General features: G+C 63.8%; 18 protein-coding genes, 1 pseudogene and 1 riboswitch. Of the genes and pseudogenes, 10 read left to right on the top strand and 9 right to left on the bottom strand.

The window, feature by feature from the left end; genetic code table 11:
* Positions 1 to 2: 2 nt before the first annotated feature.
* The 4 genes from NYR54_RS00805 to thiB all read right to left on the bottom strand — a co-directional run bounded on the left by NYR54_RS00805 (position 3) and on the right by thiB (position 5,042).
* Positions 3 to 1,487 carry a M48 family metalloprotease gene (locus tag NYR54_RS00805; RefSeq protein ID WP_423738545.1) on the bottom strand — a complete coding sequence of 495 codons (1,485 nt, stop codon included), beginning with the start codon at positions 1,485 to 1,487 and terminating at the stop codon, positions 3 to 5.
* Between the two features lie 197 nt (positions 1,488 to 1,684).
* On the bottom strand, positions 1,685 to 2,428 hold the full coding sequence (gene thiQ / locus NYR54_RS00800; RefSeq protein ID WP_261513457.1) for a thiamine ABC transporter ATP-binding protein: 744 nt from the start codon (positions 2,426 to 2,428) through the stop codon (positions 1,685 to 1,687).
* Positions 2,425 to 4,059, bottom strand: coding sequence for a thiamine/thiamine pyrophosphate ABC transporter permease (gene thiP / locus NYR54_RS00795; protein ID WP_261513456.1), 1,635 nt, complete (start codon positions 4,057 to 4,059; stop codon positions 2,425 to 2,427). The genes thiQ and thiP overlap by 4 nt, the downstream gene beginning before the upstream one ends.
* The gene (gene thiB, locus NYR54_RS00790; protein WP_423738544.1) at positions 4,035 to 5,042 is read right to left on the bottom strand and encodes a thiamine ABC transporter substrate binding subunit; all 1,008 of its coding nucleotides are present in this window, start codon (positions 5,040 to 5,042) and stop codon (positions 4,035 to 4,037) included. The genes thiP and thiB overlap by 25 nt, the downstream gene beginning before the upstream one ends.
* A 40-nt stretch (positions 5,043 to 5,082) precedes the next feature.
* A riboswitch (TPP riboswitch) is annotated at positions 5,083 to 5,195 on the bottom strand.
* A 301-nt stretch (positions 5,196 to 5,496) separates the two neighbouring features.
* Here thiB and ffh point away from each other — a divergent pair.
* The 4 genes and pseudogenes from ffh (at position 5,497) to NYR54_RS00770 (ending at position 9,569) form a co-directional block, all read left to right on the top strand.
* The gene (gene ffh, locus NYR54_RS00785; protein WP_261513455.1) at positions 5,497 to 7,047 is read left to right on the top strand and encodes a signal recognition particle protein; all 1,551 of its coding nucleotides are present in this window, start codon (positions 5,497 to 5,499) and stop codon (positions 7,045 to 7,047) included.
* A gap of 11 nt (positions 7,048 to 7,058) precedes the next feature.
* A complete protein-coding gene (locus NYR54_RS00780; RefSeq protein WP_261513453.1) occupies positions 7,059 to 7,388 on the top strand; it encodes a chorismate mutase in 330 nt (109 codons plus the stop codon).
* 223 nt (positions 7,389 to 7,611) lie between these two features.
* Entirely contained in the window at positions 7,612 to 7,986 is a 375-nt protein-coding gene (gene rpsP, locus NYR54_RS00775; protein ID WP_261513451.1) for a 30S ribosomal protein S16, read from the top strand.
* Positions 7,987 to 8,478: 492 nt separating this feature from the next.
* A pseudogene (locus NYR54_RS00770) lies at positions 8,479 to 9,569 on the top strand (AbrB family transcriptional regulator).
* A 30-nt stretch (positions 9,570 to 9,599) separates the two neighbouring features.
* Here the strand turns inward: NYR54_RS00770 and NYR54_RS00765 are convergent.
* A complete protein-coding gene (locus tag NYR54_RS00765) occupies positions 9,600 to 10,610 on the bottom strand; it encodes a glycoside hydrolase family 25 protein (protein ID WP_261513449.1) in 1,011 nt (336 codons plus the stop codon).
* A 414-nt stretch (positions 10,611 to 11,024) separates the two neighbouring features.
* On the opposite strand from NYR54_RS00765, the gene NYR54_RS00760 reads away from it, so the two are divergent.
* Positions 11,025 to 11,852 (top strand): ferredoxin--NADP reductase, encoded by an 828-nt coding sequence (locus tag NYR54_RS00760; RefSeq protein WP_261513447.1) that lies wholly within the window; start codon positions 11,025 to 11,027, stop codon positions 11,850 to 11,852.
* On the opposite strand, the gene soxR is transcribed toward NYR54_RS00760, so the two are convergent.
* Positions 11,849 to 12,331: a redox-sensitive transcriptional activator SoxR gene (gene soxR / locus NYR54_RS00755; protein WP_261513446.1), complete on the bottom strand. Its 483-nt coding sequence runs from the start codon at positions 12,329 to 12,331 to the stop codon at positions 11,849 to 11,851. The two genes, NYR54_RS00760 and soxR, sit on opposite strands and share 4 nt — an antisense overlap.
* A 120-nt stretch (positions 12,332 to 12,451) precedes the next feature.
* Here soxR and NYR54_RS00750 point away from each other — a divergent pair, with 120 nt between their 5' ends.
* Positions 12,452 to 13,453 carry a glycerophosphodiester phosphodiesterase family protein gene (locus NYR54_RS00750; RefSeq protein WP_261513445.1) on the top strand — a complete coding sequence of 334 codons (1,002 nt, stop codon included), beginning with the start codon at positions 12,452 to 12,454 and terminating at the stop codon, positions 13,451 to 13,453.
* Between the two features lie 5 nt (positions 13,454 to 13,458).
* Here NYR54_RS00750 and ispG read toward each other — a convergent pair whose 3' ends face one another.
* Positions 13,459 to 14,724, bottom strand: coding sequence for a flavodoxin-dependent (E)-4-hydroxy-3-methylbut-2-enyl-diphosphate synthase (ispG, locus tag NYR54_RS00745; protein ID WP_261513444.1), 1,266 nt, complete (start codon positions 14,722 to 14,724; stop codon positions 13,459 to 13,461).
* 303 nt (positions 14,725 to 15,027) lie between these two features.
* On the opposite strand from ispG, the gene NYR54_RS00740 reads away from it, so the two are divergent.
* Entirely contained in the window at positions 15,028 to 15,336 is a 309-nt protein-coding gene (locus NYR54_RS00740) for a hypothetical protein (protein WP_261513443.1), read from the top strand.
* A gap of 20 nt (positions 15,337 to 15,356) precedes the next feature.
* Here NYR54_RS00740 and NYR54_RS00735 read toward each other — a convergent pair whose 3' ends face one another.
* On the bottom strand, positions 15,357 to 15,959 hold the full coding sequence (locus NYR54_RS00735) for a TetR/AcrR family transcriptional regulator (RefSeq protein ID WP_261513479.1): 603 nt from the start codon (positions 15,957 to 15,959) through the stop codon (positions 15,357 to 15,359).
* Between the two features lie 287 nt (positions 15,960 to 16,246).
* Here NYR54_RS00735 and NYR54_RS00730 point away from each other — a divergent pair, with 287 nt between their 5' ends.
* The 3 genes from NYR54_RS00730 to NYR54_RS00720 all read left to right on the top strand — a co-directional run bounded on the left by NYR54_RS00730 (position 16,247) and on the right by NYR54_RS00720 (position 20,971).
* Positions 16,247 to 17,392 carry an efflux RND transporter periplasmic adaptor subunit gene (locus tag NYR54_RS00730; RefSeq protein ID WP_261513442.1) on the top strand — a complete coding sequence of 382 codons (1,146 nt, stop codon included), beginning with the start codon at positions 16,247 to 16,249 and terminating at the stop codon, positions 17,390 to 17,392.
* Positions 17,393 to 17,433: 41 nt separating this feature from the next.
* Positions 17,434 to 20,598: an efflux RND transporter permease subunit gene (locus NYR54_RS00725; RefSeq protein WP_261513441.1), complete on the top strand. Its 3,165-nt coding sequence runs from the start codon at positions 17,434 to 17,436 to the stop codon at positions 20,596 to 20,598.
* A 214-nt stretch (positions 20,599 to 20,812) separates the two neighbouring features.
* Complete coding sequence (locus NYR54_RS00720; protein WP_261513440.1) at positions 20,813 to 20,971, top strand: DUF3309 family protein; 159 nt, start codon at positions 20,813 to 20,815, stop codon at positions 20,969 to 20,971.
* Here the strand turns inward: NYR54_RS00720 and NYR54_RS00715 are convergent.
* Complete coding sequence (locus tag NYR54_RS00715; RefSeq protein WP_261513439.1) at positions 20,955 to 22,151, bottom strand: MFS transporter; 1,197 nt, start codon at positions 22,149 to 22,151, stop codon at positions 20,955 to 20,957. The genes NYR54_RS00720 and NYR54_RS00715 overlap by 17 nt on opposite strands.
* Positions 22,152 to 22,214 lie beyond the last annotated feature (63 nt).

The raw sequence follows: 22,214 nt of genomic DNA, 5'->3' as shown, positions 1-22,214 counted from the left end.
CATCAGCGGTCCGTGACGATCTTCACTTTGTCCCCGACCGACACGGTTGAGCCCGCACCAAGCCCGTTCAGCAGACGGAAAAGATAGAGCTTGTCTTCCACGCCGACCATGCGGTTCGCGAAGGAAGCAACCGTATCCCCGGGCTGCACCGTCACCACGCGAATGCGCAGCGGCTTCAGCGCGGCGGCCTCCTCGGGGCTCAGGACGCGGAAGCTTTGCGCGATGGAGCGGGCCACGCTGTCGAGACCGTTGCTGCCAATCGGCGCCGCCGTCAGCAGACGATAGACCTGATCGCCGACGCGGATCACCGTCGCATCAAACTGCCATCTGTCCGAAAGTGCGCGGGCGGTCGCGGCCTCGCGCCCGTTGATAGTGAGGGCGCGGACCGAATCTGCCTGCAGGCCGCCCAACCAGCCGCTACGCAGGTAGGTTGTGAGTGGAGTTGTGCGGGGCACCGTCGTGCCGTCGAACCGGAAAGCGACCTCCCCCGGCCCCTCGGCAATCACTTCCCCGGCCGAATTGTTGATCACAAAACCTTCCGGCACGGAGAAGGCGACGCCGAGCGTGGGATGAAGAAAGTCTCGACCCCGGACATAACCCTGGTCGGCCTTGTCGCCATAGATGAGCCTATCGATGCCTTCCAGATATGCCTCTCTGTCGCGTGAGCCGATTCCCGGCATGCCGAACTGCCGTGCGTGCCGCTGCGCCAGCTCGATTCGCCGCGGCGCGTTGGGGTGGCTGGCGAGGAAATCGAGACCTGAATCCCTGTCGCCGCTAACGCGGTGGAAATTCTGATAGGCATCCATCGCCCGCAGGAAACGGGCCGCCGCATAGGGGTCGTAGCCCACACGACCGAGCGTGCGAATGCCGATGGCATCGGCCTCCAGCTCCTGATTGCGGGAGAACTGCGCGAGCTGCAGCTGACCGCGCAACACCGCCGCCCGCGCGCTCACATCCGTCGTCACCACCTCCTCGACGACGCGGGAGGCGAGCGTCGCCTCCGCCTCGCGCTTCTGCCGCTCCAGCCCGTGATTGGCCGTCACGTGCGCCATTTCATGCGCCAGAACGGCCGCGATCTCCGACGAGTCATTGGCGAGCGCCAGAATGCCGCGCGTGATGTAGAGATAGCCGCCGGGCAGCGCGAACGCGTTGACGGCCGGAGAATCGAGAATGGTTATCTGATAGGTGCGCGACGGCATATCCGGGTCCTGGGACAGCCGGCCCACGACCCGCGCCAGCATGCGCTCCAGCTTGGGGTCGGAATATTCTCCACCGTAGGTCTGCAGAATCTTCGGGTGTTGGCGGCGGGCGAGGTTAGCAAGCTGGTCGCCGCGCGTAACATTGTCCACCGTGACGGGGTTGGACGACGGCCTGAACTCCGTGTCCTGCATACCGGCAAGCTGGCAACCCGCAAGCCCCAGGCATATCAGGCCTGCCAGAAACGCCGCGCGAAGAGGGGGGCGGAATTCGCCCTTCAAGACTGACATCGCTCTTGTGTGTAAACGTCCGGGCAGGGCGCGCATCCTTTCGGCAGGGCCGGTAACATGTCAACCACCGCTGACCAAGCCACAGTCTTCAGCCAATGACAATGATCCCGGCGCCACACCTGAAGATCGTTCGAACGCAAACCGGCCGTCGAGTATGGTGGCGCAAGGTTTCCCGCCTGAAATAGGAACGTCGCGGCTTATCGCAAAGCCCTGTGTGCGCCCAGATAGCGGTCGAATGCGGCAGGTCCGTGGCCGGAAAGGAATTTCTGTGTCGGGCCGATGGCGGAAATCGTCCCACCCTCGACGAATACCAGCGTGCGGGAAAAGCGCTCTGCATCTCGCGGATCATGTGTAGCCATAAGCACCGTCATCCCCTGCTCGCGATGGAGTGCCGCAATGAGATCGAGCATCTCATCGGCAAGCGCGGGACCCAGCGAGGCAAAGGGCTCATCAAGAAGCAGCACAGGCCGCTCGCGCACCAGAACGCGCGCGAGGGCCACCCGCTGGCGCTCGCCCCCAGAAAGGGCCTGCGGCAGGCGCTTCTCCTTGCCCGCAAGGCCGGTGTGCGCGATGGCGTCGGCGACCGCGGCCCGGTCCTCTTCGGTCAGCCTGAGCGACGGCGAACGGCCGAGCCCGACATTCTGAGCCACGGTCAGGTGAGCAAAAAGGTTGTTTTCCTGAAAGATCATCGACACGGGCCGCCGGTGGGGTGGCAGCAGCGTCACGTCCTCCCCGCCGATCACGATCCGCCCCGAGGCGGGCATCTCGAAGCCTGCAATCAGGCTCAGCAATGTGGACTTGCCCGAGCCGCTGGGTCCCATGATCGCCACGGTGTCCGAGGCCTCCACCGTCAGGTCGAAACGCATCGAGGCGCCGCCTGGATAGGCGAAGGTGATTGCTTCTAGCCGCAGACCGGCACCTGACCGGGTGATCCTGTTCATCGTCCTTCCCTACCCCAATGCGCGGCGAGGAACATCAGGGCAAGGCAAAGAACCCCGAGGAAAAGCGCCAGGCCCGCCGCATCGTCCGTGCGATAGCTGCCCATGCGCTGGAAGAGCAGGAACGGCAGCGTCTGCACACTCTCGCTGCCGAACAGGGCGATGACGCCGAGATCGCCCAGCGAAAGCGCCATGGCGAAGGCGAAGGCCGTGGCCACCGGGCGCTTCATCGCCGGCCAGTCCACGAAGCGAAGGCGGTTCCAGCCCGCAATTCCCAAAGCCGCGCACAACCTCTCGTGCCGCGCGCTCGCCGCGTCATATGCAGGGCGAAGGGCGCGCACGGCAAACGGCATGGCCATGACAGCATTCACCGTCACCACCATGACGGGCGCGAAGGCGAACACATCGCCCACATGCCGCAGAAGGATGAACCAGCCTGCGCCGATGACGACCGGCGGAACGATCAGCACCAGGGCAGCGCCCGTGTCCGCCGCCATTTCCAGAAGGCTCGGTTTGGCGGCCCCGCGCGCAAGCTCAAGCGCGCGCCGCGCCACAACGAGCGCTGCCGAAAGGATGAGGCAAAGGCTTGCCGCAAGGATAGCAAGCAGGAGGCTGGTAGCGGTCGCCGCCTGCACCGCTTGCTCTCCGGCCAAGCGCAAGAGCTCGGCGGCGAGCCCCGCCGCCACAACCGCCGCCATAGGCCCGGCCACGAAGACAAGAGCGGCAAGGATGAAGACCGCATTCAGGCTGGTCTCGCCGCGGCCGGGAAAGAGCGCGCGCCGCGGCGCAACCGGCAGGCTCGTATCCCCGGTCATGGACGCTCCCATGCGGGAAAGGATCGCGACAACCGTCCCCGTCAATGCCACCTGAACCAGCATTAGAACGATGGCCCGGGCCGGATCGAAATCGAAGCGTAGCGCCTGATAGATCGCGACTTCGAGTGTCGTGGCGCGTGGGCCGCCGCCCAGGGTGAGCACGATGGTGAAGGAGGTCGCGCACAACATGAAGACGAGACCGGCAACACCCGGAAGCGCCGCCCTAAGCACTGGCCATTCGATGAAGCGGAAGGACGCGATCGGCCCCATGCCGAGCTGCGCGGAAAGCCGCCACTGATCTGCCGGTACGGTCTCGAGCGCGGCTAAAAGCAGGCGCACGGCAAGCGGCAGATTGAAGAACACATGCGTGACGAGGATGCCGGGCAAGCCGTAAATTCCCTGCCAGCGCTCGCCCGCGAGCGCGGTGAAGACAGGCGCGAAATACCCCGCCCGCCCGTAGAGCGCTAACACGCCGAGCGCAGCGACGATGGCGGGCAGCGCCAGTGGAACGGCAAAGAGCTGCAGGATGAAGGCGCGCCCGAAAAAGCGCGGATGCCGGGCAAGCGCACGGGCGACAAGAACCGCCGGCGCGACCGACAGCAGGGTCGAAAGAGCCGCCTGCCACAGCGTGAAACGGGCAACGCGCAGCAGATAGAGATCGAAGGCAGCGGCGGCGCTTTCCCATCCGTGCGCGGCCTCCTGCACAAGGCCGAGCAGAGCGCCACCCAGAAGGACGCCGATCGCCGCCAGCGCCGCGGCGCCGGCGGCCACACGCCCCGTCTGCGCAGGGCGCGTCAGCGGCTCATCACGGACAGCCACTCGTCAACCCAGGCCTTGCGGTTCTCGGCCACCTCCTGCGGCGGAAGCAGCAATGTCTTGGCAGGCTTCACAAGCTGCTCGAAAGCCGGATGGAGCGGCCCGGACGTTTTTCCGGCCGGGAACATCCAGTTCTTCTCAGGGATCGCGTCCTGAAAACCGGGGCCGGTCATGAAGGAGAGGAATTCGGTAGCAAGCGCGTTGTCGCGTGCTTTCACGGTGCGCGCGGCGAGCTCGATCTGCAGATAGTGCCCTTCGGCAAAGGCGGCGGCACGGTGGCGGTGCGTCCCTTCCTCGATGATATGATAGGCGGGCGAGGTGGTGTAGGAGAGCACCATGGACGCCTCGCCATTGGTAAAGAGACCGTAGGCCTCGCTCCAGCCCGGAGTGACGGTCAGGATCTTGTCCTGAAGCTTCGCCCAGGCGTCCGCCGCCTCATCGCCGTAGACGGCTTTCATCCAGAGGAGAAGGCCAAGGCCGGGCGTGGATGTGCGCGGGTCCTGAATGACGATCTTGAGATCGCTTCCGGCCTCCACCAGCTCCTTGAGGCTCGCTGGCGGCGTCTCGATGGCTTCGCTGTCGTAGACAAAGGCAAAATAGCCGTAGTCGTAAGGCACGAAGACCTCATCGTTGAAGCCGGCGGGGACGTCGATATTGCCAAGATCGATGCCATGCGGCACGAAAAGGCCCGTCTCCTTCGCCTCGTGAAGCAGGTTCGTGTCGAGGCCAAGCACGATGTCAGCCTCGGTCCCCTCACCCTCCAACCGCACGCGATTGAGCAGCGCCACCCCGTCGGCCACCGACACGAATTCGAGATCGCAGCCGCATGTCTTCTCGAATTCCTCCTCGATAACGGGGCCCGGGCCCCATTCAGCGGTGAAACTTTCATAGGTGTAGACGGTGAGCTTCTCCTGAGCCGCCGCGAGAGACGGCATGGCCGCTGCAAATCCCAGAGCGATGGTCAGGCTGGAAATCCACTTGTACATTCGGCGCCTCCTTGCTTGCCTTCAGGGGGAAAGAGGCGCTTCATCATCAGCGTCTAATCCCTCCGCCGGTACGAGCCGGATCAGGTTCAGCGGGTTGGCTGCAACGCCTCTCAGCCGGCTGCTTGCCTGCAGTCGGCACCCCGTTAGAGCGCCGTGAAGATAGGCCGGGGGCCAGTGGGGCGCAAGTGGGTGCTTCATCGATGCCGCTTCGGCACTGGCAGCCGCAAGACTTGACTCTCCCGTCGTTTTCAGGCTAGACGCCCGCACTTTCCGCGACGAGTGCAAACTCCGAGCAGCCGACCGGAACGTCTCGACACGAGAGCCGATCCCGGAGGTCAACACCCGGCAGCGCGATGCGCCCCCGGGTGCTTTTTGGCTTTGCGCGAGGTTTAAGCGCGGGCGCGGATGTATTACCTCTCGTGTCAACTGCGATGCGAGAGCAAGAGGAACGCGGATGTTCGAGAACCTGCAGGAACGCCTCGGCGCAATCCTGAACAATCTCACCGGGCGCGGCGCGCTGTCGGAGGCCGACGTCTCGGCTGCGCTGCGCGAAGTGCGCCGGGCACTGATCGAGGCCGATGTGGCGCTCGATGTGGTGCGTTCCTTCACCGACCGCGTGCGCCAGAAGGCCGTCGGCGCGGAAGTTCTGAAGTCAGTAAAGCCCGGCCAGATGGTCGTCAAGATCGTCCATGACGAGCTGGTCGAGATGCTGGGCGCGGAAGGCGAGACAATCGACCTCAACGCGCCCGCCCCCGTCGTCATCATGATGGTGGGCCTGCAGGGCTCCGGCAAGACCACGACCACCGGCAAGATCGCCAAGCGGCTTTCCGAGCGCCAGGGCAAGAAAGTGCTGATGGCCTCGCTCGATACGCGCCGCCCGGCAGCTCAGGAGCAGCTGAAGCAGATCGGCGAGCAAACGGGCATCGCCACGCTGCCCATCATTGCCGGGCAGAGCCCGGTGGACATTGCCCGGCGCGCAGTGCAAGCGGCCAAGCTCGGCGGGCATGACGTGGTGATCCTTGACACGGCCGGCCGCACGCATATCGACGAGCCGCTGATGGCCGAGATGGCCGATATCAAGCGCGCCGCCAACCCGCACGAGATCCTGCTCGTTGCCGACTCGCTCACCGGTCAGGATGCGGTGAACCTCGCCAGGAATTTCGACGAGCGCGTGGGCATTACCGGCCTGGTGCTGACTCGCATGGACGGCGACGGCCGCGGTGGTGCGGCCCTGTCCATGCGCGCGGTTACCGGCAAGCCGATCAAGCTCATCGGTACCGGCGAGAAGATGGATGCGCTGGAGGAGTTTCATCCCAAACGCATTGCCGACCGCATCCTCGGCATGGGCGACATCGTCAGCTTGGTCGAAAAAGCGGCCGAGACGATCGACCAGGAAAAAGCCGCCGCCATGGCGCGAAAGATGCAGGCCGGCAAGTTCGACCTGAACGACCTCGCCGAGCAGCTTCGCCAGATGCAGAAAATGGGCGGAATGGGCGGCATCATGGGGCTGCTGCCGGGCATGGGCAAGATGAAGGATCAGCTTGCCGCCGCCGGCCTCGACGACAAGACCTTCGCCCGGCAGATCGCCATCATCCAGTCGATGACGCCCGAGGAGCGGGCCAATCCCGACATTCTGAAACACAGCCGCAAGAAGCGCATCGCCGCGGGCTCCGGCACTGACGCCGCCCAGATCAACCGGCTTCTGAAGATGCACCGCCAGATGGCGGACGTGATGAAAGCAATGGGCGGCAAGGGCAAGAAGGGCGGCATGATACGCGGCCTTATGGGCGGCATGGCGCAGAAGATGGGGCTCGGCAGGACTGGCGGCTTGCCCGATCCGTCCAAGCTGGACCCCAAGCAGCTTGAAGCCCTGCAGAAGCAGATGGGCGCCAGCCTGCCGGGAGGACTGCCGAAAGGGCTGCCCGGCCTTCCCGGCAGCGGATTGCCGGGCGGCCTGCCCGGTCTGCCTGGCAGCGGGCTGCCCGGCCTGCCGCGAAAGAAGTGAGGGGAATGGCCATGACCACGAATGCGGAGCTTGCCCGGGCGCGCCTTATGGAACTGCGTGCATCGATCGACAATCTCGATGCGGCGCTGATTCACATCCTGGCCGAGCGCTTCCGATGCACCAAGGCCGTGGGTAAGCTCAAGGCCGAGAACAACATGCCCCCGGCGGACCCGGTGCGCGAACAGCAGCAGATCGCGCGGCTGCGGCGCCTTGCCGACGAATCCAATCTCGATCCCGATTTCGCCGAGAAGCTTTTGACCTTCATCGCGCGCGAGGTCATCCGCCATCACGAGGCGATCGCGGAAGCGCACAGCGCCGCGCCCGCAGGCGGAGAGGGCTGAACATGGTTCCGGCGGTTGAGAGCGAACGGCTTGTTCCGTGCGTCTCGCGGAAGGACGACTTTCCCGCCTGCACCTCGACGGCGGAGAAGAACCCGCCGTCCCAGGCGGTAGCGAAACGGTGGGGTGCGTCACACCTGCCACCCGCCACATTGCGCGGCCAACCGCGCTTGTGTTTCCGGCATCGGTTGCCGGTTTGAAGAGCCATCATCGAAAGGAAGAACATATGGCACTGAAAATTCGCCTTGCCCGCGCGGGCTCCAAGAAGCGGCCCTACTACCACATCGTGGTAGCCGACGTGCGTGCGCCGCGCGACGGTCGCTTCATCGAGCAACTCGGCTCCTGGAACCCGATGCTGCCCAAGGACGCCGAGCGCGTGAAGCTCAACGAGGAGCGCATCAAGCACTGGCTGTCGAAAGGCGCTCTGCCGACCGACCGCGTGCTGCGCTTCCTCGACCAGGCGGGCATCGCCAAGCGTCCCGCCCGCAACAATCCGAAGAAGGGCGAACCAGGCAAGAAGGCTCAGGAGCGTCTGGCCGCCGCCCGCCAGGCGGAGGAAGAGGCCAAGGCCGCGGCTGCCGACGAGGCAGCGGCAAGCTGAAGCCTCGCGCCATTGGCGGGATTTCGCGTCCTGCCTGGCTCGTTGCCTGAGAAGCAGGCGGCATTCCGCCTCACGGGCTCCTGGCGCTGATGCGAGGGAGCTGGTTTCGGCAATTTCAGCGGCTCCACCAAGCATTCCTAGGCCATGGCGATACCTGCCATGGCCTATCTGCATCATGGCCGATCGACCTGCGGATGAGCACCGCTTTCTGAAAGGCGAAGCCATCCGCCTCGCGTGCTTTGATGTCGAACATATGATTTGGCCCAGCTCCATACGGCTACCGGAAGTTTCCAGCTGGGAACGGGCACACAACGATACCTCCAAGGCGCTGCAGCGAACGCCTGCCATCGGCTTATATCAAAGAAGCGCGAGCCTCGCCCGATTTGCGGTGGGCCTTAAACCCCTGTAGTGATGCAATGGCCGCTCATCCTCTGCGCGGCTCCTTCGCCTCAGCCCTGACTGCCCCAAGCATCGTGAGAGCAGGCAAACAGTATGGATTCTCCCGTCGCCGATGAGCGGCGTTCACAGTTCATGACCCGCTTGCCCGCCATTCTTCAGTGGGCGGTGATCCTGCTCGTCTCCGCGATCATCACTACGGCGATCGACTATGCGGGCCTGCCCGCCGCAACGCTGATCGGACCGATGCTGGCGGGCGTCACTGCCGGCGTGAACGGTGCCACCGTCCGCATGCCGAAGCCGGTCTTCGCGGGCGGCCAGGCCATCATCGGCATTCTCATCGCAGGCTCTATCCAGCCGGCGATCCTGGCGGCCTTCCTGCGTGACTGGCCGCTGTTCATGTTCGGCGTGCTCTCGACAGTGGCTGCGTCCAGCTATCTCGGCTGGCAGATCAGCCGCTGGAAAGTGTTACCTGGAACGACGGCGGTTTGGGGCTCAGCCCCTGGCGCGGCCACGGCCATGGTTCTGATGGCGGACGCCTTCGGCGCCGATTATCGTCTCGTCGCCTTCATGCAGTATCTGCGCGTGATCGTGGTTGCGATCGTCGCGGCCATCATTGCCGGATTATTCGTAGACGAAGCCATTCCCGATCCGCAGCCGCAGATATGGTTTCCCGCCCTCCACTGGCCTTCCTTCCTGGCCACGGTGGCGGTGGCTTCGATCGGAGCCGGAATCGGCCGGCTTCTCCGGCTGCCGTCCCCCTACTTCCTCGGCACGATGATCCTGGGCGTCGCGCTTCATCTCGGCGCGGACGTTTCCTTCCAGCTCCCCCCTGGCTGCTATCGCTCGCCTATGGCGTGATCGGCTGGAGCATCGGGCTGAATTTCACCCGCGAGATCGTTCGCCACGCCGCACGCGCATTTGCCCAGGTGCTTGGCTCGATCTTTGCGCTCATCCTGTTTTGCGCGGGAACGGCCTATGTCCTGAGCCGCCTCCTGGGAATCGACATGCTCACCGCCTATCTCGCAACGAGCCCCGGAGGGATGGATTCGGTCGCCATCATCGCCGCCGCCTCGGATGGCGTGAACCTGTCCTTCATCATGGCTATGCAGATGGGGCGGTTTCTCTTCGTTCTCCTGTTCGGCCCCTCCCTGGCGAAACTGGTCGCGCGCACGGTAAACGATTGACGTCGCGCAAGGACCGTATCGCGGGCAATGTCAGCCCGTGTTGGCGGCAATCCAGCGGTGCCAATCCTCCACACCGCCATAGAAGACATTGAGGTCGATCCTGCCATCCACGCCCTTTGAAAGGCCGGAGCCGGAATACTGCCAGAAGAGCCAATTCCGGCCGGGATAGACCTCTGACGGATGGGCCGCCACGGAGCGCAGCCAGAACGGATAGTCCAGGAACTCGCCCTGCAGATTGTCGCGGTAGAAATCAGGCGCGGTATAGATGATTGGGCGCTGACCGTAGTGCTTTTCCAGCTTGGTCAGGAACACCCGCATCTTCTCCAGAACGACCTCGCGCGAAGGCCGCTTCTTGCAGCTCGAATAGCCGTTCCACTCGACATCGAGCACCGGCGGCAGGGCACCAGGCTCCTTCGGAACGTTGCGGATGAACCAGTCGGCCTGTTCGCTCGCGCTGCGGCACCAGTAGAAGAAATGATAGGCGCCGCGCTTCACGCCTGCGGCCGCCGCAGCGCGCCAGTTCCTGTGGAACATCGGGTCCAGATGGTCGCCTCCATCGGTCGCCTTGATGAAGGCGAAATTCGCGCCGTGCATGCGCAGATCCGCCCAGTCGATCTCGCCCTGCCAGCGCGAGACATCCACGCCGTGGACGGCGAGCGCGTGAGGCGAGGCGCGCCCGAAATTCACCGGCTTGGCATCACCGAAGCGGTGCTTGACGACCGGGTGCCCGGGCGCTGGTGCGGCGAGCTTTTTCGGGTTGATCGACGGCAAGGGCATTCCGGTGGTCCTGACCACCGGCGCGAGAGCGTCGGGCACAGGCTCCGGCGGCATCAGCGCCAAGGGCTGCTGCGGCATGCCCTCCGACTCAGACCCCAGGCCGACCTTGGAAGGCGGAACAGGAGTGGAGGGCGCGGGGATTGCCCCCGTGACCTCGGCCGATGTCGGGGTTAGAAGATCCTCGATTTCGATATTGCCGGACCTGGCGCAACCGGCCAGCACCATCACGGCGCACAGGATTGCTGGCAGGCTCGAGCGACGCATGGCGACTCACTATCCAGAACGCAAACTGAGCAATGGCGCGCCCGCATGAAAGCCGCCGCCAGCCCCGCCTGCACAGCTAACGGGAAATTACCAAGAAAGATTGAATCGTGAGCTTAACCATGGCACATGCCCGCGCCTGACAGCCGTGGGCGCCGCCCTCCTCACCTGCCTAGGCGGGAAACGGGCCTGCGGGAAGACGGACTTGCAAAAGCCGGCTCCTGCTACGACATGACCAGAAAAAGAGCCGCTTTTCTCACCCGCACGTGAAAAGCGAAACACCAAACCTTTTGCCGCTCGGCATTTTGAAATAGGTCTTTGGGCGTCCGCCGGAACATCCAGCCTGCCGCATGATCTTTCCCGCGAAGGCCTTGCCGGGCAGGACCGGGAGCCGAACCAGAACGAGGAAGAAACGGGATGAATACCGCCGCGCTGCGCAACATCGAGGCCGCCGACAGGCTGGAGTTCCCCATTCCCGCCGGCGTCTATGCCGAGCGTGTGGTCAGCGTGAAGCACTATACGGACCGCCTCTTTTCCTTCCGCATCACGCGGCCGCAAAGCTTCCGGTTCCGTTCCGGCGAGTTCGTCATGATCGGCTTGCCGAATGCGGAAAAGCCGATCTTCCGCGCCTACTCCATCGCCAGCCCGAACTGGGACGAGGAGCTGGAATTCTTCTCCATCAAGGTGCCGGACGGGCCGCTGACGCAGCACCTGCAGAAGATCAAGCCGGGCGACATCGTTCTCATGCGCCAGAAGGCCACGGGCACACTGGTGCTCGACGCGCTGACGCCCGCCAGGCGACTCTACATGATTTCGACAGGAACGGGTATTGCTCCTTTCGCCAGCCTCGTGCGCGACCCGGAGACCTATGAAAAGTTCGAGCAGATCATCCTCACCCATACCTGCCGAGACCGGGCGGAGCTGACATATGGAGAGGAGCTGATCGAAGCTACCCGGAACGACCCGCTGATCGGGGAACTCACGGAAGGGCGGCTCCTCCACTTCGCCTCGACCACGCGTGAGCCTTCCCCGCATATGGGGCGCATTACGACCCTGATCGAGAATGGCGAGCTGTTCAGGACGCTCGGTACCGAGCCCTTCGATCCCGTCAATGACCGGGTGATGATCTGCGGCTCGATGGCGATGCTGAAGGACGTGAAGGCGCTAGCGGAGAAGGCGGGACTCAAGGAAGGCTCCAATGCGGAGCCTGCCGATTTCGTCGTCGAGCGGGCCTTCGTGGGCTAACGTTCCTCTGGGTCAAGGAGGCGTGGACCCGAACCCGCTTCGCCAAGCGCGTCGGCGGGGTTGCGCAAAGGGCAGGTTTCGACCGAAAGGCAGCCGCAGCCTATGCATTGATCGAGGCTGTCGCGAAGCCGCGTCAGCTTGGCTATGCGCGCATCGAGATCTGCGCGCCAGTGCTCCGACAGCCGGCGCCAGTCGGCTGCGGTGGGCGTACGCCCCTCGGGCAATGTCCTAAGCGCTGCGCCAATAGTGGCCAGAGGAATTCCCAGCCGCTGCGCCACCTTGATCACTGCTACACGGCGCAGAACGTCCCGCCCGTAGCGGCGCTGGTTGCCACCGGTGCGGTGGCTCTTGATCAAGCCTTTGGACTCATAGAAATGCAGCGCAGAGACGGCAACGCCGCTGCGCCGGGCCACCTCGCCCACGCTCAGCTCGCGCGGGATGTTCTGCGAGGCCTTACACGGAGTATCGATATCCGTCATGAAAGTCCCATCCTGAAGCTCAAGTCAGCTTGAGGATTGTGGCTGTGTCAAGACGCGGGAACCACAATTTGACCACAGATGGCGGCAAGCTCCCCTCGCCTCGCCGCAGGGAGATTCAAGATGAAGAGGATTGCCCTAGCCATCCTGGCCTTCGTTGCCACACTCTATCTCTGGAACGCATCCTGGCTTGCGTCCGCTCCCGAGAATCCGCGCATCCGGCTGATCGCCCATCGCGGCGTGCACCAGACATTCGACCGCACCAACATAGACGCGAATACCTGCACGGCCAAACGCATCCTTCCGCCGGCTCATGACTTCATCGAAAACACGATTCCCTCCATGCGAGCGGCGTTTGAGGCGGGTGCGGGGGTGGTCGAGATCGACGTGCATCCCACGACCGATGGCAAGTTCGCCGTCATCCACGACTGGACGCTCGATTGCAGGACCGATGGCAAAGGAGTGACGCGCGACCACGATATGGCTTTACTGAAGACACTCGACGTCGGCTACGGCTACACCGCCGATGGCGGCAAGACCTATCCCCTGCGTGGCAGGGGCGTCGGCATGCTGCCCCCGCTTGACGAGGTGCTGGCTACGTTTCCTGAGGGACGCTTTCTGATCAATTACAAGAGCCGGGAAGAGCGCGAAGGCGACATGCTGGCCGACCTGCTTGCCAAGCATCCCGAATGGCGCGAGCGGGTCTGGGGTGTCTATGGCGGCGATGAACCCACTGCGCGAGCCGTGTCTCTGATTGACGATCTGAAAGGCATGGGTAAGGCTGCGATGAAGGAATGCCTGATACGCTATCTGGCGCTTGGCTGGAGCGGCTATGTGCCAGACGCGTGCAGAAAGACCTATGTCATGGTGCCGCTCAATTTCGCCTGGGCGGTTTGGGGCTGGCCGGATCGCTTCCATGCGCGGATGGCATCCGTGGGCAGCGAGATCATCCTCATCGGCCCCTACTCGAAGGGGGACCCGGGAACCGCAGGCATCGATACCATCGAAGATCTTGCAAGAGTGCCGGAAAGCTTCGACGGCTATATCTGGACCAATCGCATTGAGGTGATCGGTCCAGCGCTGCAGTCACGGCGCCAAGAGAGCACCTCAAAAGACAGCGTTTGAAACGCCTATTCCGCCGCGGCGCGCCCCTGACCGAACCTGCGCTCGATATAGTCGGCCACCATCTTCTCGAAGTCGGCGGCGATGTTCGGCCCGCGCAATGTGGCGGCCTTCTTGCCGTCGATGAAGACGGGGGCCGCCGGCGTCTCACCCGTTCCGGGCAGCGAGATGCCGATGTCGGCATGCTTGGATTCGCCGGGACCGTTCACGATGCAGCCCATGACGGCTACCTGGAGCGTCTCCACGCCCGGATACTTCTCGCGCCAGACCGGCATGTTGCGGCGAATGTCTTCCTGAATCTTCTGCGCCAACTCCTGGAAGACAGTGGAGGTGGTGCGCCCGCAGCCGGGGCATGCCGCGACCACCGGCACGAACTGCCGGAAGCCCATGGTCTGAAGCAGCTCCTGCGCAACCTGCACCTCGCGGGTCCTGTCGCCGCCAGGTTCGGGTGTCAGCGAAATCCGGATGGTGTCGCCAATCCCCTGCTGCAGCAGGATGCCCATGGCGGCCGATGAAGCGACGATGCCTTTCGTACCCATGCCCGCCTCGGTAAGCCCAAGATGCAACGCATGGTCCGAGCGGCGCGCAAGCTCGGTATAGACAGCAATCAGGTCCTGCACCTGGCTGACCTTAGCCGAAAGGATGATCCTGCTTCTGGGCAGGCCGATTTCTTCCGCGAGCTCCGCGGAAAGCAGCGCCGACTGGACAATCGCCTCGCGCGTCACCTGCTGGGCAGTGAGCGGAGAGCCCTTCGCCTGGTTCTCATCCATGAGCCTCGTGAGAAGTTCCTGATCGAGCGAGCCCCAGTTCACGCCAATGCGCACCGGCTTATTGTACCTTATCGCCGTCTCGACGATGGCGGCGAACTGCCGGTCTCGCTTTTCCCTGAAGCCCACATTGCCGGGATTGATGCGGTATTTCGCCAGCGCCTCGGCGCAGGCCGGATGGTCGGCCAGAAGCTTGTGGCCGATATAGTGGAAGTCACCGACAAGCGGCACATTCAGGCCCAGACGCTCCAGCCGTTCCCGGATCTTCGGCACGGCAGCCGCGGATTCATCCCGGTCCACCGTCACACGCACGATCTCGGAACCGGCACGGTGCAACGCGGCCACCTGCGCCACTGTCGCATCCACATCAGCCGTGTCGGTGTTGGTCATCGACTGAACGACGACCGGCGCATCGCCCCCCACCATGACGCCGCCAACATCGACGCCGACGGAACGTCGCCGCGGGAAGGGAGAGGAAAAATAGCCGGAGACGGTCTCCGCAGTCATCGGATCTGTGCCTTCCGTCGAGCTGTTGGCCGTGAGGTGGCGAAGCGGCGCGCAAAAGTCAACGCAAATGTCAACAGGTCGCGATCTCATAGCCGCGCCGCATTACCGTAGCATGACCGTTCACCCGCCGCCCTCAAAATGCTTCGGATGACGGGATGCAGGAAGCGAACCTAGCGGCATCCGTGTTCCGCTTTCAAGCCGCGATGGATGGAGGTCTCGTGGTTGCCTCGCTTCGATTCGGAATGGAACCGCGAGGCGCATGCGTGGGTTAAAGCCCCGACCAGATACAAGGGGTTCAGCGCCATGCACCATACCCATGGAAACGACATTCGGGACGATCTGCGCGAGCAGCTCGCAAGCCTGAGCCAGGAAGTGACGAGGCTAAGGAAGCAGGTGGCACGGCATGGCCGGAGCTCCTATCGCGAGTCGCGCCATATAGGCGAGGACATTGCTGAGATGCTGCGGGACTACTATGGCTCCCTGCCGGATCTGCGCCACAGCGCCCACCGGCTGCAGAAATCCGCCGAGGCCCATCCGGCCACGACAGCAGCCATCGCGGCCGCTGGCGTGATTGTGCTCGGCTGCGCGGCCAGCCTTTTGATGCGGCGCTGACGGGGGCGGCCCTCCCGGTTTCATTTGCTGCCGAGGGCGATCTCCACGAGCGCGACGAATTGCCGCGCGCGCTGTTCGGCAAGCGAGCGACACAGGCCGCGCGTCTTCAGCCCGTCAAACACGTCGAACAGCATCTCCGCCAATGCGCGGGCGGAAAGGTTGTGGTCCTCCAGGCGAACGCTTCGCTTGCGGGCCTCTTCGCCAATCGCCTCTTCAAAAGCATCGATGAGCCGCTGCCGCCAGTCGGCCACAATATCCGAGGCAATACGGTTTTCGACGTCGATGATTTCCTGGCCGTGCGGAGAATTCTCGATCACGCGGAAAAGCTGGAAGAGCGCGCAGTCAAGCGCTTTCATCAACCGCTCATCAAGCGAGCCATCCAGCTGCAGGGCGCGGCGGGCATTTGCCAGCGAACGGTCGAGGAAACACTGACCAACGGCACGGAAGATATCCGCTTTGTTGCGGAAGAGCAGATAAAGGGCTGGCCGTGAGATCTCCACTGCGCGGGCGATGTCGTCCATCGTCGTGCGAGAGAAGCCATAGGCGAGGAAAACCTGCTTAGCACCTTCGAGGATCCGCGCCCGCTTGGAGTCGTCCGTTTTTTGCTCGCTCAATGTACTCACTGCCACCACAACATCTCTTGTTGACAAAATAACAGATTTTGTCAATGTGTCGGCCGCGCGAACAGCTATTCGTCCTTCGCAGGGACGCGCTTAGCCACCACGACCTTCATAATGACAATACGTTGTCAGGAGCGAAAGGCACTGTGACTTATTTGCAGCGCAATCACGCGATAGGGGACGATCGGCTGGCGCATTCTTCCGGTGCGATTGAATAGGCTGCACGCCGACACCATATCGGCCCGGATTCGGTCGCCCGGCGGCCGCTTTTTAGCATATTGGAAATAGTCATGGCGAAGTTTAGGTTCCACAAGATCGCGGCTATTGCCGTACTGATCGTGACGGGGGCATGGATTCTCACTGGCGAATTTTCGTCGGTTGGAAGCGCGCGCCAGGAAACCGAGCCTGTTCAGGAAGCGGCGGAAGCGGAAGCCGAACAACCGGCTGCTGCCCTGAGGACCGTGACCGTGGCGGTGCCTCCGGTGGTGGAACACGCCCGCACCATCCACATTTCCGGCCACACGCAGTCGGACAAGAGGACCACGCTTGCCGCGCGTACTTCTGGCATTGTCGCCGAACTGCCGGTGACGGAGGGCACGCAGGTGGAAGAAGGGGAGCTCATCCTGCGTCTCGAAGCCGAAGGCAAGGAGGCCGCCGTGGAGTCGGCGCGCCAGGCCCTTGCTCAGCGCGAGGCCGAAGCGGCCGCCGCCGAGCGGCTGGCCAAGAGCGGTAACATGGCTAGCCTCCAGCTTGACGCCGCGCGCGCGGCGCTCGCAAGCGCCCGTTCGGCGCTGGAGCTGGCGCAGGCCGAGCTCGACCGCACGGTGGTGCGTGCCCCATTTGCCGGCGTTGTCGACGAGGTTGCGGTCGAGAAGGGCGCGGCCGTGATGCAGGGCGCGGAAGTCGCCACGCTTCTGAAGCTGGACCCGATCCTCGCCGTGGGCGAGATCGGCGAGCATGACATCGGCACGGTTAAGGTCGGCCAGGAGGCCGAGGTGCGCCTCGTCAATGACGAGCGGCTCACGGGTAAGATCCGTTACATCAGCCGCGCGGCCTCGCCGCAGACGCGGACCTACCGTATCGAGGTGGCGGTGCCGAACCCCGAGGGCCGCATTCCGGCTGGAATGACGGCAGAGATTTCACTGAAAGCGCAGGAGATTGAGACCGTCGCCCTGCCGCGTTCGGTCGTGACTCTCAACGACGAAGGCCAGCTGGGCGTTCGCGCCGTCGACGATGCTGGGGAGGTTCATTTCCACCCCGTCGAGATCGTCGACGATTCGCCCGAAGCCCTCTACCTGACGGGCATTCCGGCCGGAACCCGCATCATCGTGGCCGGACAGGATCTGGTGGGCGAAGGCCAGAAGGTGAAGGTCCAGATGGCGGGCGCGGAAGCTGTCCGGGAGCTCGCCAGCGGCAACATCCCCAGGGCGCAATAAGCCCCACGACGCGGTCTCCGCGCGACAAGGATTCGTAACTCATGGATATCGTCCGACTCGCGATACGCAATGCACGGCTCACGCTTTCCATATTGCTGTTCTTCATAATCGCGGGTTCGCTCGCCTATGTGAACATCCCCAAGGAGGCGGAGCCGGACGTTCCCATTCCGATCATCTATGTGAGCCTCAGCTATCAGGGGATCTCGCCGGAGGATTCGGAAAGGCTGCTTCTGCGGCCAGTGGAAACCGCCCTCAAGGGCCTCGAAGGCGTAAAGGAGATGCGCTCCTCCGCCTTTCAGGGCGGCGGCTTCGTACTGATCGAGTTCCAGGCGGGCTACGACTTCTCCGACGCTATCGAGGACGTGCGCGCAAAGGTTTCCGACGCGGAGCGCGAACTGCCGCAGGGCGCCGACGAGCCGTCGGTCCACGAAGTCAACATCTCGGAATTCCCGATCCTCGTCGTCACCCTTTCGGGCAATCTGCCCGAGAGGGTGCTGACAAACGCCGCACATGAGCTGCGGGACAGGATCGAGGAGGTTCCCGGCGTGCTGGAAGGTACGCTGCAGGGCGCGCGGGACGAGCTTGTCGAGGTGATCATCGATCCCACGAAGCTCTCCTCCTACGGCATTCAGCTCGACCAACTCGTCAACTTCATCAATTCCTCCAACAGCCTGGTTGCCGCCGGCGCGCTGGAAGGGAGCGAGGGCCGCTACGCCATCAAGGTGCCGGCTCTGATCGAAAATCTCGAGGACATCGCCAACTTGCCGATCGTGGCAAGCGAGGATGCGGTGGTCCGGGCGCGCGATCTGGCTACGATCCGCTCCACTTTCACCGACGCGGAGAGCCGGACCCGGCTCGACGGCCACAACGCCATCGCCATCGAGGTGAAGAAGCGCGTCGGCGCCAATCTGGTCGAGACGGTCGACGCGGTGAAGAAGGTCGCGGACCAGTTCATCGAAACCATGCCCGAAGGCATGTCGGTGACCTACAGCCAGGACAAGTCGGTGTTCATCCGCGACATGCTGGATGAGCTGCAGAACCATGTGCTGATCGCCGTCATCCTGGTCTTCATCGTGGTTCTCTACACGCTTTCCGGCCGCTCCTCGCTGCTGATCGGCATCGCCGTGCCTGCCTCGTTCCTGATGGGAATCTTCTGGCTTTCCATCACGGGCTACACGGTGAACATGATCGTGCTCTTCAGCCTCATTCTCGCCGTGGGCATGCTGGTGGACGACGCCATCATCGTCACCGAATTCGCCGAGCGGCGAATGACGGAGGGCATGCCGCGCGAACAGGCCTTCGAGCTTGCGGCCAAGCGCATGGCCGGACCGGTGATCGCCGCCACGATGACGCGCATCGCCGCCTTCTCGCCGCTCCTGTTCTGGCCAGGCATCGTCGGCGAGTTCATGAAATACCTGCCGATCACACTGATCGTCACGTTGTCGGCGTCGATGCTCTACGCACTCATCTTCGCGCCGACATTGGGGGCGATCTTCGCCAAGGCTCATGTGCATGAGGAACCGAAGCCGGACGGCTGGTACATCCGTCTCGTCAGGCAGGCGGTGCACTACCCCAAGACGGTGCTGGTGCTTGCCATCGGGCTTCTCGTCGGCGTGGTCTATGCCTATGGCCAGTTTGGCAAGGGCGTAGAGTTCTTCCCGGCCGTCGAGCCCGAATACGGGCTGATGTATGTGCATGCGCGGGGCAACCTGTCTCTGGACGAGATGGACCGTCTGACGAGGCCTGCCGAGGAGAAGCTCCTCAACTGGCCCGGCATCAAGTCGGTCTATACCCGCGTGGGACAGACCCGTGGCGGCGGCCAGGACATCGACGAGGATGTGATTGCCGTCATCCAGTACGAGTTCGTGGACTGGCGCGAGCGCGAGCCCGCGACCAAGATCCTGGATGATCTGCGCGCTGAAATGGCCGACATGCCGGGCGTGGAGATCGAGGTGCGCGTGCCGGATGCCGGCCCACCGACCGGCCAGCCGATCCAGATCCAGCTTTCGGCAGACGATCCGACGCCGCTTGCCGATCAGGCGCTGATGGTGGCAGAGCGCATCAGCCAGATCGACGGCGTGATCGACATCTCCAACGGCCTACCGCCGCCCGGCGTGGACTGGGCCATCAAGGTGGACCGCGCCAAGGCGGCCCGCTACGGCGTCAGCCCCGTTTCCGTGGGCAACGTGGTCCAGCTCGTCACCAGCGGCGTGAAGCTGTCCGAATACCGTCCCGCCGGAGTGGACGACGCGGTGGACATCCGCCTGCGCCTTCCCGCGGAGCGGCGTACGCTTTCGACGCTCGACCAGCTTCGCGTGCAGACGAACCAGGGGCCGGTGCCGATCTCGAACTTCGTCACCCGTGAGGCCGAGCGCAGCTCGGGCATCCTCAACCGCATCGACGGCAGGCGCACCATCACCGTCACGGCCAATGTCGCCAGCGGCTATCAGGTGGCGGCCGTGCAGAGCGAGGTGATCTCGGCGCTGCAGGACATGAAAGACGAACTCGGCGCAACGACCTGGAAGCTTGCCGGCTCCAGCGAGGAGAGCGACGCTGCCGCATCCTTCCTCACCAACGCCTTCGGCGCCGCCATCTTCCTGATCTTCGTGGTGCTGCTCGCCCAGTTCAACCGCTTCACCAGCGTGTGGCTGGTCCTGATGACGGTGGTCATGTCGACGATCGGCGTGTTCCTGGGCCTGCTTGTCAGCGGCCAGACCTTCGGCATCGTCATGTCGGGCATTGGTGTCATCGCGCTCGCCGGTGTGGTGGTGAACAACAACATCGTGCTGATCGATACCTACGACCGGCTGCGCGAAGAGGGCATGAACAAGTACGACGCCATCATCCAGACCTGCCGCGAACGCGCGCGGCCGGTGCTGCTGACGGCGATCTCCGCGGTGCTTGGCGTGCTTCCGATCGCCTTCGGCCTCGGGCTCGAGCTGTTCGATCACGAGGTCACCATCGGCGCGCCCTCGACGCAGTGGTGGATCTCGCTTTCGAGCGCCATCGTCTACGGCCTGTCCTTCGCCACGGTGCTGACGCTGATCGTCACACCTTCCGCGCTGATGGTGTTCACGCGCGAGAAGCGGCCGGCCCGCGGGAGCCGCTGGCGGTTCTTCACCCGGCTGTTCCGGCGCCGCCGCGGCGAGGATGAGATGGGCGATAAGACCGGGGGCATCGAGGTCTTCCCCAAGGCGGCCGAATAGAGCCCGCACCGACAAATACCGCGCCCTTGTGGTCCTTTGACAGCCGCAAGGGCGTATCTTTTTCCGGCTTCATGAATCTTCTTTACGGGGGAGGGGACGCAGCGCTCCGAACCCGCAATGGCTGCCCAGGCAAGGCCTGTCCCACCCCGGCGGAACCGACCGCCTATACCATGCGTTGTGATGCCGCACAAAACAACGGCATTAGGACAACGCAATGTCGCTCGGCACCATACTTATAATCATCCTGATCCTGATTCTGATCGGCGCCATTCCAAGCTGGCCCTATTCACGCAGTTGGGGATACGGGCCATCAGGCATCATCGGCATCATTCTGATCATCATTCTCATATTGGCGCTCATGGGCCGGATATAGCCGGCTTACGGTCAGCGGCCGGCTGGGAGAGAATGGCATCGGCCGGCCGCATGAGATTTGACGTCAGTGAAATCAAGCCAAGAACCATGGCAAAGGCGATGAAGATGGGCGCGAACCCCGTCGTCTCGGCCACGAAACCGATAAGGGATGGCGCGGCAAGCAGGCCGGAATAGCCGATCGTGGTCGCCACGCTCATGCCGGCCGCCGAGGATATGCCCGGCTGGTTGCCCGCCGCGGAAAAGGCAATGGGCACCAGATTGGCGACACCGAGCCCGGAAAGCGCAAAGGCCAGGGTGGCGACGAGCGGCGAAGGCGAAATGCCCGCTCCCAGCATGCCTAAGGCAGCGATGATTCCGGAAAGACGCATGGTCTTCACCGCGCCAAGCCGGTCGCGTACCCGGTCGCCCAGGAACCGCATCAGCGCCATTGTGCCGGAGAAGGCGGTGAAGGCCAGGCTGGCAACCGCGAGGCTCGCGCCCATTTCCTGGCGCAGATAGAGTGCCGCCCAGTCGAGCACGGCACCCTCCGGTATCATGCACATGAGCGCCACGAGACCGACCAGATACACGCCCGGGCTTTTAGGAAAGCCCGCAAAACGCCCGCCGGCCGATGGCGCGCGCTTTTCCTCCACAATGAGATGAGGCAACGCCGCGGCAACAAGCGGGAGAGCTATCGCGGTCACCGCCACAGCATGGGCGAGATACCCCCATTCTTCCGCCAGAACCCCGCCCAGACCGGCGCCCACAAATCCGCCTAGGCTCCAGAAGCCGTGCGAAGACGACATGATCGCCCGCCCGAGCCGGCGCTCGACCGCCACGGCATTGGCATTCATGGAGACGTCCATGCCGCCAATGAGCCCGCCGAAGGCAATAAGCGCTACCGACAGCACCGCCATGGCCGGCGCAAGGGCGACAACGAGAAGAGATCCGGCGCACAGCAGGCCTGCCACGCGCAGGACAGTGCGGGAGCCATAGCGGCTCATCAGATAGCCGCAGACGGGCATTGCCGTCACCGCACCAACGCCGACGAGCAGAATCAAAAGACCAAGCACCGATTCACTGAGCGAGAACCGTGCGACAAGCAGCGGTATCTGCGGCGCCCAGCTTCCGACCATGAAACCATTGACGAAGAAGCAGGCAGCGACAGCCCAGCGGCCCTTGAATGCCTCATGCTGCGGCATATTCGTTTCCCTCATCCAGCCGGGGCGAACCGGCGCCCCTCCACATACCGTTCCAACATCCCG

It is taken from the genome of Chelativorans petroleitrophicus, assembly GCF_025398195.1.
In the GTDB taxonomy this organism is placed as follows: domain Bacteria; phylum Pseudomonadota; class Alphaproteobacteria; order Rhizobiales; family Rhizobiaceae; genus Chelativorans; species Chelativorans petroleitrophicus.
This window is presented reverse-complemented; position numbering and strand designations above follow the sequence as displayed.